This is a genomic window from Rhodococcus sp. OS5 (assembly GCF_056837585.1).
This window is the reverse complement of sequence record NZ_CM166368.1, coordinates 5,061,981-5,074,587: the sequence shown is the minus strand read 5'-3', so window position 1 is coordinate 5,074,587 and position 12,607 is coordinate 5,061,981. Positions and strand designations below refer to the sequence as shown.

Annotated in this window: 9 protein-coding genes; 3 read left to right on the top strand and 6 right to left on the bottom strand. The window is 61.2% G+C overall.

Features of this window, described 5'->3' with window-relative positions; all coding sequences use genetic code 11:
- Positions 1-38 precede the first annotated feature (38 nt).
- From ACVZUB_RS23550 to ACVZUB_RS23540, 3 genes are read right to left on the bottom strand one after another with little or no spacing between them, the layout of a single operon-like run.
- Positions 39-1,421, bottom strand: coding sequence for a condensation domain-containing protein (locus ACVZUB_RS23550; protein ID WP_003940563.1), 1,383 nt, complete (start codon positions 1,419-1,421; stop codon positions 39-41).
- Positions 1,421-2,887, bottom strand: a complete 1,467-nt coding sequence (locus ACVZUB_RS23545; RefSeq protein ID WP_042922229.1) for a condensation domain-containing protein — start codon at positions 2,885-2,887, stop codon at positions 1,421-1,423. Before ACVZUB_RS23545 ends, ACVZUB_RS23550 begins: the two co-directional genes overlap by 1 nt.
- Positions 2,820-4,316: a condensation domain-containing protein gene (locus ACVZUB_RS23540; RefSeq protein WP_064073509.1), complete on the bottom strand. Its 1,497-nt coding sequence runs from the start codon at positions 4,314-4,316 to the stop codon at positions 2,820-2,822. The genes ACVZUB_RS23545 and ACVZUB_RS23540 overlap by 68 nt, the downstream gene beginning before the upstream one ends.
- A gap of 470 nt (positions 4,317-4,786) precedes the next feature.
- Here ACVZUB_RS23540 and sthA point away from each other — a divergent pair, with 470 nt between their 5' ends.
- Entirely contained in the window at positions 4,787-6,199 is a 1,413-nt protein-coding gene (gene sthA / locus ACVZUB_RS23535; RefSeq protein WP_007733953.1) for a Si-specific NAD(P)(+) transhydrogenase, read from the top strand.
- A gap of 151 nt (positions 6,200-6,350) precedes the next feature.
- Positions 6,351-7,253, top strand: coding sequence for a hypothetical protein (locus ACVZUB_RS23530; RefSeq protein ID WP_003940348.1), 903 nt, complete (start codon positions 6,351-6,353; stop codon positions 7,251-7,253).
- 273 nt (positions 7,254-7,526) lie between these two features.
- Here ACVZUB_RS23530 and ACVZUB_RS23525 read toward each other — a convergent pair whose 3' ends face one another.
- Both ACVZUB_RS23525 and ACVZUB_RS23520 read right to left on the bottom strand, forming a co-directional pair.
- Complete coding sequence (locus tag ACVZUB_RS23525) at positions 7,527-7,835, bottom strand: hypothetical protein (RefSeq protein WP_482627821.1); 309 nt, start codon at positions 7,833-7,835, stop codon at positions 7,527-7,529.
- 50 nt (positions 7,836-7,885) lie between these two features.
- A complete protein-coding gene (locus tag ACVZUB_RS23520) occupies positions 7,886-8,887 on the bottom strand; it encodes an AraC family transcriptional regulator (RefSeq protein ID WP_322942293.1) in 1,002 nt (333 codons plus the stop codon).
- A 364-nt stretch (positions 8,888-9,251) separates the two neighbouring features.
- Between ACVZUB_RS23520 and ACVZUB_RS23515 the strand changes: the two genes are divergently transcribed.
- Entirely contained in the window at positions 9,252-11,771 is a 2,520-nt protein-coding gene (locus tag ACVZUB_RS23515; RefSeq protein WP_482627820.1) for a helix-turn-helix transcriptional regulator, read from the top strand.
- A gap of 6 nt (positions 11,772-11,777) precedes the next feature.
- On the opposite strand, the gene ACVZUB_RS23510 is transcribed toward ACVZUB_RS23515, so the two are convergent.
- On the bottom strand, positions 11,778-12,533 hold the full coding sequence (locus ACVZUB_RS23510) for a MerR family transcriptional regulator (RefSeq protein WP_030535291.1): 756 nt from the start codon (positions 12,531-12,533) through the stop codon (positions 11,778-11,780).
- Positions 12,534-12,607 lie beyond the last annotated feature (74 nt).

The window sequence follows — 12,607 nt, the reverse complement described above, 5'->3', positions numbered from 1 at the left end:
GAAGTGTCAAATAGATCTACGGATAGGCGGCCGTTCGTCTACGGCGTCGACAGGATCTCGGAGACATGCGAGAGGAAGGTGTGCACTGTCCGGGCAGCGGGCGCAGGAAACCTGGTCCGCACTGCCAATCCGTCGTGAGTTCGTGAGAACCAGAACTGAACGTCGTCGGCGTTCGAGACGCGACTGAGTTGCTGCGGATTGATCGGCGCAGGCTGTGATTCGCTGGACTTTGATTTACGGGGGCGAGATCCACCGGGCATGGTTCGGTAGTCGGCGTAGGACACCGAGAAGATGTCTCTGCGAGTGGGCGAAACCTCGGGCCCCAAGCTCCGCAAAACCTGCCTCGACGACACGGACGACAGTGAAAGTGACTCGTGGAAAGCGAGATTGACTGCCCGGGCAGTGCTGTGAAGATTGTCCATGCTCGTCACGGTGATGGGCGCATTGGCTACCAGCCATCCGAAGGTGTGGTTGTGTCGCGGTTCCCGACGCGTGTGAACAGGGAACAGTAGGTGCGTGTCCCTCTTGCCGGTCAATTGTGTTGTGGCCAAACCGATCGACGCAAGAATTGCACCGAACGACGAGTGTCGATGATCGGCGCAGTTCTGGTCGAACAACTCTGCTTCGTCGGCGTCGAGGAGCATTCGGGTGTCTGTGCCCTGGGGCGACATCGCCCCGGCGGGCAGTCCCAGATCTACGGGAAAATGGGGAGTGTCACCCCCGCATGCTCGGAGGAAGGACCGCCAACCCGCAATCCGGTGGTCGCCGGGCTCTGGATCCGCGGTTGCCGATTCCCGGAAGCAGTAGTTGAGGAAACTCCCGGGCTCCGGAAGGAGATCAGACGCGATCGGATCACGGTCCGCTCGCGTGTATTCGCGATACAGAGTGCTGATCTCGGTAATTGCGATGCTCATGGACCAGCCGTCGCAGATGGCATGGTCGAACCCGCAGACCACTGTCGACTGGTCCTCGCGGGTGATGGCACCGAGAAAGTACGCGGGAAACGCGAAAGGATTGCACCATCGATCCAAGCGCTCGCCCAAGAGTTCTCGCACCTGCTCCGGTGTTCGCGCGTCAGCCACTGTTTCCTCACGCAGGCGCAGATCGCCGACGTCGGCGACGTCGACGAACAGTGCCGAGGATTCACCCGATTCTTCGGCCTGGGAGAACGAGCACGACAGGGCGTCGTGACGGGACGTCCATTCCTCGAAGCTGGCCTTGAGTGCGTCCGTGTCGATGGGGCCGGGAACGTCGAAAGTGGCAGCGAGCCAAGTCGTATCGCCGCGGCTGCCGGCAAGATGCAGCTGCTGATTGGAGGTCGGGGGAACCGGATACGTCGTTCCGGTGGAGATTTCGCTCGGCGTCCACTGCAGAATGCGGCCCGGCCGTGCCTCGAACCTGTCGAGAAACGTGATGTGCATCAGGCGGTCTCCACTTCCTGACGTGCATCCGCCTGACGCACGACACGGTAGTCGCCGGTATCAGCGACCGTTCTCAGGACGTTGCGAAGGTGTCGTAGGTACCGATTCACCGATGTGTGTGCCTGCTCGGTGTCCGGAAAACTGACCATCACGTACGTACGGTCTTCCTTCCGGTTGATCCACATCGACAGATCACCCGTCGTTCCTGGCCCACCCAGTGCCCGCGCCTCGAGTTCGTCATGGTGCTCGGCACCTGGAATCAGGCGCATGTCGATGTACGACACCATCGGCGGGACCGAGGTTCCACCGATGTCGGATCCGGTCAACTTCGACACCTGGGCGATCACCGAGTGAATGGACACGTCCGCGAGTCCCTTCACCGCAGCGCGAGCAGCGTGGGCAAGGGGGAGTGCATCGGTAAAGTTCGTGACACCGCTCAGCGTGAACGAGACCGGGACGAGATTGATGAACCAGCCTTGGGAATAGAGGTATCTCGGATCGGAGCGAGTGCCGACTGCGTTGAGCGCGAAGTAGTTCGCTCGATCCGCAACTTCGATCTCGGTGAGGGCGAGGGCTGCGAAGATCCCCGTGGAGAAGCCGACGCCATTGGACTTGCACAGCGCTGCGAACGCGGCTGACTCGTCGCTGTCGAGAACGTCGATGTGTGTGCGGGTCGACCGGGCCTGTTCGCCCCGCGCGACACCGAGGTCGAGGGGGAACGTCGGGAGTTGGCCGGCGTTGGCGGCGAGAATCGAAATCCACTGCTGCACAGGCGCTGCGGCCAGGTCGAGGTTCCCCGCGGATGTCCGTTCCTCGCCGCTGTACTCGACGTAGCTGCCGGGAGAGGGAAGTTGAGCCTCGATGCCGGCGCTTTCGGCGATGTACAGCGCACGAAGTTCTTCGACGCCCAGCATCAACGACAGGCCGTCGGTGTGCGAGTGATCGACGCCGTAGTAGACGGTGAAGCCGGCGCCGTGCTCGACGACGCCACTGATGAACGAGGGCCATTGCAATGGGCTGGTATCGCCGGCGAAACTTCGGCTCACATGCTCGCGAACCGCATCTGTCGTGTTCAGAGAACCGATGCTGTGCGGCGTGAGTTCGATCGTCGACGCATCCACCACGTGACGGTCGATGACCCCGCTACCGTCGGGATCTTCGGATGATCTCACCTCGAACCAACTGTGCAGTGTGTTGTGCCGCAGGACAAACGCCTGGACCGCCCGACGCAGTGCCTCCCGATCGAGATCACCGGGCAGAGTGAACGTGAATCCGATCCACGGTGACCAGTCGACGCCTTGTGCGCGCTTGTGATCGGCGGTACGAATGTGTCCTTCCTGTAGGAACGAGAGCGGTTGGTCGCTCCGCGGTGCCCCGGATGCCGCCGCCAGGGATTGTTCAGTAGGCCTGAACTCGGTGAGCGTCCCGGCTTTCGGTGCCCAGAGATCGATGGGTGTCATTTCCATGAGAGTTCTCCTCGATCGGTGCAGCGGTTTTGGTCGGAGGTGCGAAAGTGTCGGTCGAGAAGGCAAAGTCCTCCATTTCGCGGCGTAGGAGTCCCGCGAACTGATGGATGTGGCGGCTCGTGCGCGCGTTGCCCGGGTGGCGTATGGCCAGATTGAGCCCTTCGGGAGTCCGCGTGAGCCAGATGTAGACGTCGGTTCCCGAATGATCTCGACTACGAAGGCCCCTGGTCTGCCAGCTCGTCCATTGCTCGGCACCAGGAACGTGACGAACGTCCATGTACGAGAGCACGAACGGCAGGTGCTGCGGGGAGTCGATCAGCTCGCACACTTTCGAATACGGCAGTGCCGCGGCGGGGCGGACGCGCCGTATCTCCGTGCCGGCAACCTTGGCCAGATCGCTCACGGTTGCGGCGGGGGCAATCGGAATCCTCACCGGCACAACACCGATGAACCATCCCAGCGACGCGGCCCATCGAAGCTCCGAACGGGTGTGTTGCGGCACGACGACGCGGAATTCGTCTGCACCGGTGAGATCGCCGGTCACCTTGGCCGCGCACGCGAGTATCGCGGCCAGGAATCCTTGGTTGCTGCGCTTGCTCGCTTCTGCCAGGCGTTCGGCTCCCCGGGCGCTCAGAAGCCAGGCAGACAGGCTCTGCTGAGGGACTCGGCGTCCGGTGACCGGTTCGGGTAGCGCTGGAAAGTACGGAGCCTCGCCCTGCGCGTAGAACTCGCGCCACGTCTGCACTGCCGGGTGAGAGCGGTCCGCGTGTCCCACGAGATCTCGTTCCTTGGTGCCGAAGTCGATGTAGCTTCCGGTCTCCGGCGGCGAGGGAGGGCTTCCCTCGCTCAACGATCGGTAGATCGTCTGCAGTTCGTGCGCGGTCAACGCCACCGAATATCCGTCCAGCAGAGCATGATCAGCGGCAAAAACCACGGTGAAGTGGTTGGGGCCTTCGATCGTCGCGAACTGATACGCAGGCCAGACAAGTGGATCGGTCGATCGGTCGAGCAGTTGCTGCAGATGCGTGAAGACAGACATCGAGGACGCAAGGTGTCCGACCTCGGTGCCCAGAATCCGGACGTCTCCAGACGCCGCGGTGCGTCGGACTATCGTTTCGCCCTCCACGGCGACGTGTGTTCGGAGCACTTCGTGGCGATCGATCCAGTGATCGAGAGCGGCCGCCCAGATCCTTCGGTCGAGTCGGTCGTGGATGCGAAACGAGGTACCCAGCCACGACGGAGTGCACACGTCGGTCTGATGGTGCACCTGCCGTTTCGCCTGCTGGGCATGTTTCAAGTGTGCCTCGTGTATGTAGCTGGCGGGACGCTGGTCGACAGGCCACAGCTCGGGCGGATTCACCGCGGCGGGAGTCCACTCGGTGACGGTCCCTGGAGGTAGGGGATAGTCGGCAAGTTCCGTGAATTCCATTGGCAAACCTGATCTCTCGAGATGGCGAAAGGTGGGGATCGTGAACGGGGCGGATGTTTGTAACCGAGAGTGACAGATGATTAGTCAAGGCAAGTAGAACGCGGCCCGAGGCTCCGCGCAACTGCTTCGGTGCGGGATGTGACGAGGAACATTCCGCTCGTTATTTCGGACAATTCGAATACTGGACATCCGGTTTACGGCCCTGGTCACCTGTCAGTTGATCGATCAATCACTCTGTGGTGAAACAAATTTCAACAGACCGTTGTGAATTCCGTCGGCGACGAAGCATGTGCGCATGCGAACATCGGAATATGTTTATGTGTAGCAAGTTTCGTATGGATTCGGCTGTATCTCTTTTAATTGCAACAGGGTTCGTGTACTGCCGTCGTGTCGTTTCGGCGCGCGGATTGTTCACCGAGTATTGACATGCTCGGCATCTGCCGGTCGTATGCAGACGGTATTTCTAAGCGATGACTGATCCGATGGAATACGACCTGGTTGTGATCGGCTCCGGCCCGGGTGGGCAGAAGGCTGCCATCGCGGCGGCCAAGCTGGGTAAACGGGTAGCGATGGTCGAGAAAGGCAACATGCTCGGGGGAGTGTGCGTCAACACCGGCACCATTCCGTCGAAGACGTTGCGTGAGGCGGTTCTCTACCTCACCGGGATGAACCAACGCGAACTGTACGGCGCGAGTTACCGCGTCAAGGAGAACATCACTCCGGCCGACCTGCTGGCGCGAACCCAGCATGTCATCACCAAAGAAATCGAAGTCGTTCGATCTCAGCTCCTGCGCAACCGCGTCGAATTGTTGGTAGGGGTCGGCTCGTTCGTCGACGAGCACACCATCCTCGTCGAGGACGCCTCGCGCGGAGACAAGATGACGATCACGGCGAAGTTCGTCGTGATCGCGACCGGAACGTTGCCTGCTCGCCCGGCGGGGGTGTCCTTCGACAGTCACCGGGTGCTCGACTCCGACGGAATCCTCGATCTGACCTCCATCCCGACCACCATGGTCGTCGTGGGCGCGGGAGTGATCGGTATCGAGTACGCATCGATGTTCGCGGCACTCGGCACCAAGGTCACCGTCGTCGAGAAGAGGACGTCGATGCTGGACTTCTGCGACCCCGAGGTCATCGAATCGCTTCGATTCCATCTACGCGATCTGGCGGTCACTTTCCGATTCGGTGAAGAAGTGACGGCCGTCGACGTCGGAGCGAACGGAACGCTTACGACGCTGCGCAGCGGCAAGCAGATTCCCGCCGAGACCGTGATGTACTCGGCTGGACGGCAAGGCCTCACGGCGCCACTCGCGCTGGAGAACGCCGGGCTCGAAGCCGACGAACGTGGCCGTATCTACGTCGACGACAATTTCCGCACCAAGGTCGAACACATCTACGCCGTCGGTGACGTCATCGGATTCCCGGCGTTGGCGGCGACGTCGATGGATCAAGGTCGACTCGCGGCCTATCATGCCTTCGACGAACCAGGCGCGAAGCTGATGGATCTGCAGCCGATCGGCATCTACTCGATTCCCGAGGTGTCGTACGTGGGCGCCACCGAGGTCGATTTGACCAAGGAATCGGTGCCGTACGAGGTTGGCGTTTCCCGATACCGCGAACTCGCGCGCGGGCAGATCGCAGGCGACACCTACGGGATGCTCAAGATCTTGGTGTCGACGGATGACCTGAAACTGCTCGGTGTTCATATCTTCGGCTCGGGTGCAACGGATCTCGTGCATATCGGCCAAGCGGTGATGGGGTGCGGCGGGACCGTCGAATACCTTGTCGACGCCGTCTTCAACTATCCGACACTGTCCGAGGCGTACAAGGTGGCGGCGCTCGACGTCATGAACAAGATCAGGGCTCTCAAGCAATTCCACTAGGGGTCGGGGTGTCCCCAGGTACCGGTCAGGGGCGGTCGGTGTACTTCTCGGGTAGCACTTGTTCGAATACCTGAGGGTGATGTCAGGCCTGGGGAAATAGGGCAGGGTCTATCTCCATGACCATTGCCCAGGAACTTCGTGTGGAATTTCGATGCTGATCGGACTGATTGCCGCGATCGTGGCTTGCGTCGGGTACGGCGTTGCATCCGTGCTGCAAGCCTACGGCGCGCGCAAGTCGGCAGCTGCCGCCGAGCAGCGTGGCGAGGCCGGACACGTGACGGCGTCGGGTGGCCCGACCTTGCGTTCGACGTTCGCGGCCGCGCTGACGGCGTCGTTCATCCTGGGCACCGTGCTCGATGCGGTCGGATTCGCCGGAAGTGCCATCTCCGCGCGGCTCATTCCACTGTTCTTGTCGCAGACAGTGGTCAGTGCCAATCTCGTCATCACGGCAGTGCTGGGGACCGTGGTCCTCGGCATCCAGTTGCATCGTCGCGACTGGTTCGCGATCGCTGCGGTGATCGGATCGCTCCTGCTGCTCGGATTGTCGTCAGGTCACGCGGGCGGTGGGAGTTCCAACGACGTCGTCCATTGGGGTGTCCTCGTGGGCTCGGCGTTGATCTTGCTGATCGGCATCGGTTTGATCCGATGGTTGGGCTCACGCGCAGCAGTTGTCGCCGGGTTGATCTCGGGTGTGCTGTTCGGCTGTCTGGCCATTGCCGTACGCGTGGTCTACGGAATCGATCCGTTCGAAATCGGTACGATGCTCCGCGATCCGGCCGGCTGGGCGATCCTCGTTTCGGGCCTGGGCGGTTTCTATCTGCACACGGTGGCGCTGCAACTGGGATCCGTCAACGGAGCGACAGCGGCTCTGGTTGTCGGCGAGACGGTGGTTCCGGGAATCGTTGGCGTCGTGGTGCTCGGCGACGCGTCGAGACCGGGCCTGGAATGGCTTGCCGTGGTCGGCTTCGTCGGGGCAATCGCGGGCGCCGTCGCCGTGGCCGTCTTCGGCGCGGCGAGCCACGAGGAGAAACCGGTCGAAGAAGTGACCGTCTGATGCGGTAGCGAAAAGCTGTGCTGTTCGATCGGTCAATTGGTAACGGAAACCGCGTTCTCGCAGATAGTTCCAGCGCGCCCCAACGTCCCGCATACGTTGTGCGGTCACGGGCAGCGGGACGAAGAACGGAGGAAAGTGATGAGCAGCTTGGATATTCAACGCTGGTCGAACGACTTCACCGCGCTGACCAAGGTCATATCGGAAGGCATCGAGCAGTTTGTTCTCCGGTTCATTTCCAGCTGAAGTGATCTGAGCTCGCTGCCTGTCATGGAATTATTGATCTCCACCGCGGTTCGGAGGACGAATCGTGATGAAGCAGAGGTTCTTACGGGTTTCGGAGGCCTGGGCGGGGGCGAGCAGGTAGGAGAACACGTACGTAACTGCGGCGATGACCGCCAGTACGATCAAGGGGGTCGGGAATCCTCCGGCATCTCGCACCGGGTCACCAGTAGCGACGACAGCCGCCATGAACAGTCCTACCCAGGACCAGGCTCCATCGCCGACTATCGGGATCATCACGGCGACACCTGTGACCGCACCTGTGAGTGCAGCCAGACTCAGTTCCTTGTCGACCCAGCTCATGGATCAACTAGAACACAGGCACGCTCGCGAGGCTGTGGAGTATCTCGGATTCAGGGGCTGAAGAACTCGAGTCGGCGGTGCAGGCGTGCGATCGACGGGTCCCCGATCGTGCGTCTGCCGTCGGTTCGGGCTTGGCTCGGGGTCATCCCGTAGAAGTCCTTGAACGCTCGCGCCAACTGGGATTTCGAGGTGAAGCCGCATCGCAGGGCCAACGCTTCGATCGTTTCGTTCGGCATCTCGGTTCTGGTCAATTCGCGGTAGACGAGTTCGAGACGCTTCCGCCGAATGACAAGAGCTATTCCGCCGTCGGATGCGAATGCGCGATAGAGCTGTGCCCGGGAGACGGACAATGCTGCGCACATGCTCGTCGGGCCGAGCCAGGTCTCCGAGAGATGCTCGGCGATGTAGGCGTACGCACGATCGCGGAGAGAGTGATCGGGCCGCGGCGACAGATCAGGTTCGGCGATACCCAAACTGACACGAAGGAGGGAAGCGACGACGTCCTCGTAGCCGGCCGCAGCATCGGGATCGAGATGCGGTAGCGCGAGTACGACCGATTGCATGCACTGAGCGAGCACGACGGCAGGAACTCCGCGCAGTACCGTCCCGTGTAGAGAACGACCCTTCGACTCGGCCTCGACGAGGGAACGCGGTGCGAGGAGCGTGATGGTGCGCCCTGTCGATTCCGCCTCCGCGTCGGCGGTCCAGGTACGCCCGAGGTCGAAGAATGTGACATCGCCTGGACGTGCGACGAAATCGACTCCGTCGGCGTTGCCGCTCAACTGCCCGTCGAGGACGACCTGGACCATGTATTCATCGTCGAGTCCGCTCTCGGCGATCAGCCGATTGTTTCGGGTGTACTTCTGTGTGTTGAAGGTAGTTTGACCGATCAACGAGGTTCCGATGGAAAGCGCTGTGATCGAGCCTTCGAGAGATGTGTCAGGGTCAATTCGGTCGGTGACGAAGAACGGACGTGTGGCACTGCGCCAGAAGTCGTCGGCGTCCGCAGGATCGACCGATCGGGTCGACACGCGGATGCGGGCGGAATTCATCGACACGCGGGCATGATATGTCAGATCCCGCAGGTCGCAGTCACTCTCCCGCAAATAGACGTCAATAGTGACCGAGCCCACATAATGAGACAAATCGGGCGTATTTGTGAGACGGCCAGTGCTCGCGTGTCGCGGCGAAGCTGTCTATGTTGTTCGTTATGGGTGGACAGGTTGGGAGTTCGATGCTCGAACGAAATCTCGAGTTCGGCGGGGATCGACTGCTCGTTTGTCGGCCATCATGACGTCCACTTCGAATCGATCGCAGCTATCTCGAGCAAAGCGAAATCCTCGAGGAAGGGGCACGCTGCAAAGGCGGCTTGCCGGGCGTGGAGCCACGGCGATTCGTCCCCGCCTCCTCGGATTGATGGAACGCTCGGCGGGATTGACTGTCATCGATTCGCCGCTTGGGTTCGGCAAGACGGAACTCGCCGCGTTGTGGCTCACGACTCTCGGGCAGGTGCCGAGCAGACCGGTAGTCTGGGTGCCGGCGCCATCGCATCGGATGACCCCCCTCGAGTACTGGAACACCGCGCTCGCAGTAATTCAGGATTCCCTGGAATCACTCGAGGCCCCGCCACGAATGCGCGAGGATCCAGTGGGCGCGATCGAATCACTCCTTGACTCGTCGCCCGCACCATTCGTGTTGGTGTTCAACCGCATCGACCTGGTTGAGGGTGACGAGGTGGGACGCCGAATCGTGGATCTGATCGTGCGGCTTCCCGGATTGAAAGTAATCGTCACGCTGCAGGATCGGTCTGCGACGGACTTGCTCGAAGACGTCCGCGTGGACGAGTACCTGTGCGCGAACGACCTCAGATACACGCTCGACGAGTCCACCGTTCTGTTCGCGGAGGCAGGGATTCACCTTCCCTCGGGCATCGTCCATTCGATCTGTGAACGCGTCGCCGGCGTTCCCGTGCTGATGAAGGTTGCTCTGAGTGCGGTTGCGGGGCTGAGTGAACCGAGCCGTGGACGCGAACGCGTTCAGCAGCGAGTGGACCAGGCGATCCACGCGTACGTCAGTCGGACCGCTCCTCGGTCGGGCAAGTCGCTCGAGTTGTTCGACTTCGCGACTACGATCGCCGCTGCCCGCACGGTGACACCAGAGATCGCTCGTGTCTTGTCCGACGATCTTGACGTGGAGGGCAAACTGGACTTGCTCGAGTCTTTCGGTCTGATCTTCCGGAATGGTTTCGAGGGAGAACCGTCCTGGTACTTCGCGCCGTCAGTTCGACTGGCATTCATACAGATACGGGCCGAACAAGGGGATGGATTCGAAGATCCCTTCCAGGTACTCGTCGATCACGCTCTCGGGACTTCGGATATAGCCGGTGCCGTTCACTACGCCTTGGACGGACGCAAGTGGACCAGGGTGCTCGACATACTCGAGCGCCACTGGGCTGATCTTCTGGTCGATCACACCGGATTGGTCCGGACTGCGTTGCAATCCATACCCGGTGACGTACTCAGTTCGAACCCTTCGATTCTGGTGGGTCGTGACCTGCTCGAATCACGTCTGCGGCCGCAGTTGATCAACGGCGATTCATTACCGACGGAACCGGCGGAATTGCGTGCGATAGGTGGTAGTCCGCATGCGCACAGCTTGTTGAACGTCGGAACTGTCCAATCGGTGGTGCTGAGAACGTCCGGTAAGTACCAACGCTCTACCGAGATCACGCGCAAATTGGCGCACGTCGTATACGGACTCGGCGACGAGTCGTTGGGTGCGTTGGGGTCTCAACTGCCCGCCCTGCGGTTGATCTGGGGGGTCTCGCATCAATTGACCGGTGACCTCGGTGATGCCGCGGTGGAATTGCGACTCGCCTATCAAGGTGCGGTGCAACATGGTCCGGAGTTCGTCCTGCGTCACGCCGCAGGCAATGCCGCGCTCAACTCCGCGCTGATCGGGGACGTCGCGCACGCGACGGACTGGCTGCACCTGGAATGCACACACCCGGACGTTTCGGGATGGTTGGGACCGCCCTCGCACATGGGGGGAGCGATCGCGCGGGCACTGGTGGCGTGCGACAGCGTGGACCTGCACGCCGGCGCTGCCGCGATGGACGCACTCGCCGAGGTCACACCGCCGGGCGACCTGTGGGCGTTCGCGGCCTACACTTACACCAGATTTGCACTGCTGCAATCGGACCCGTTCTCGGGGCTGATTTCCCTCCAGCGCGCAGTGGCAACGCACGGGCACGTGAATCCGTGTGAACGATCGCTCGGTGACGCGCTTCTCACCGCGGCACGTATCGATCTTCTGTTGGCGTCCGGGGAGGGTACCAAGGCGCTGGAAGAATCAGTCGCTGCGCCACATACGTTTGCAGTTGTCACGGTCTCCGTGGCGCGGACGCATCTCCTGACCGGGTCGCCGTCCCAGGCATTGGAATTGTGCCGCGAAATCGATTGGAGCGGGCAGTATCTCACGAGGTTTCGGCTCGAATCCCTGCTGATCGAATGCGCTGCTCTGTGTGAACTGGGCAGGATCCCCGCTGCCGCGAGTACATGGGAGGAAGCTCGCGGACTGCTCGAAACCTCCGGTGTCCTGTCGGCCCTGGCGACGATACCGCGTGATCTGATCAGGCAACTCGAAGATGGGGCCGAGGGCTCGAGCAGTGCCGTCGCGACCTTTCTCGAATCCGAAGCGGCGCAGATGTATCCGGCGGCCATCGTTCGGGTCCAATTGACGAAACGGGAGATGGACGTTCTCGTGGAACTGGGTCTCGGCATTCCGATCGGTGAGATCGCGCGGCGGTTGTTCGTATCCAACAACACGCTGAAGAGTCACCTCCGAGCCTTGTATCGCAAACTCGGTGCGCATTCCCGGGAAGAGGCTGTCGCGGCAGCGCACCGACACAACCTCCTCGGCAGTGGGCAGGACTGATCGGCGTCAGTGCAGATTGCGCTCGGCGTAGACCTTCATCGCGTCACGGACCAGTGAAGCGGTGCCTTCTCCGTACTTGTCGTAGTTTGCAGTGAAGCGGGGATCGTCGACGTACATCTGGCCGAGTCCGGTGAAGGCGTCGGCGCTGGGAGTCCTTCCCTGCCAACCGATCTTTATCCACTCGAACTGTCTTCGGGTAATCGTCTGGACGTCGTCGCTTTCCGCGGACAGCCCCGCTGTCAGTGCTTTTCCGAATGCCGCTGCGATGTCGGCTTGAGCTTGCAGATGAGCTTTACGGTCCTGCTCCGACATCGACCGCCACCAGTTGTCGCCGCTGGTGTAGGCGTCCTTGCCCCAACGCTCGATGACCTCGTCCTTGTATCGGGTGTGGTCGAACCCGTCGAAAACATCTTCCGGCATGAGTGATTCACCATTCTTCGTCTTGTTCAAGGTCCTGTTGACCGATTCGATCTGTCTCGAGATCCGCGTGCGCTCTTGCTCGAGGAGTTCGAGGTGCGTACGCAGTGCGGCGGCCGTATCGCGTTCGCCGGTGAGGACTTCGGCGATGGCCGGCAATCCGAGTCCGAGTTCCCGAAGTAGAAGGATGCGTTGCAGTCGCACCAGGGCGTCTTCGTCGTAGAAGCGGTAGCCGTTGGCGCCGATGCGACTCGGTTCCAGGAGTCCCAAATCGCCGTAGTGACGCAGCGTTCTGCTGGTGGTACCTGCGGATTTGGCGAGTTCTTGGATGGACCATTCGCTCACGTGGAGTTCCTACTCTCGGATCGGTTGTGCTCATTCAGCATGCAAGTTGACGTTGCGTCAATGTCAAGAAAGTT

What these genes read in the sequence shown, in the direction of transcription:
- ACVZUB_RS23550 (WP_003940563.1), bottom strand. Translation starts at nt 1,421, where the DNA reads ATGCACATCACGTTTCTCGACAGGTTCGAGGCACGGCCGGGCCGCATT.
- ACVZUB_RS23545 (WP_042922229.1), bottom strand. Translation starts at nt 2,887, where the DNA reads ATGGAAATGACACCCATCGATCTCTGGGCACCGAAAGCCGGGACGCTC.
- ACVZUB_RS23540 (WP_064073509.1), bottom strand. Translation starts at nt 4,316, where the DNA reads ATGGAATTCACGGAACTTGCCGACTATCCCCTACCTCCAGGGACCGTC.
- sthA (WP_007733953.1), top strand. Translation starts at nt 4,787, where the DNA reads ATGACTGATCCGATGGAATACGACCTGGTTGTGATCGGCTCCGGCCCG.
- ACVZUB_RS23530 (WP_003940348.1), top strand. Translation starts at nt 6,351, where the DNA reads ATGCTGATCGGACTGATTGCCGCGATCGTGGCTTGCGTCGGGTACGGC.
- ACVZUB_RS23525 (WP_482627821.1), bottom strand. Translation starts at nt 7,835, where the DNA reads ATGAGCTGGGTCGACAAGGAACTGAGTCTGGCTGCACTCACAGGTGCG.
- ACVZUB_RS23520 (WP_322942293.1), bottom strand. Translation starts at nt 8,887, where the DNA reads ATGAATTCCGCCCGCATCCGCGTGTCGACCCGATCGGTCGATCCTGCG.
- ACVZUB_RS23515 (WP_482627820.1), top strand. Translation starts at nt 9,252, where the DNA reads ATGGAACGCTCGGCGGGATTGACTGTCATCGATTCGCCGCTTGGGTTC.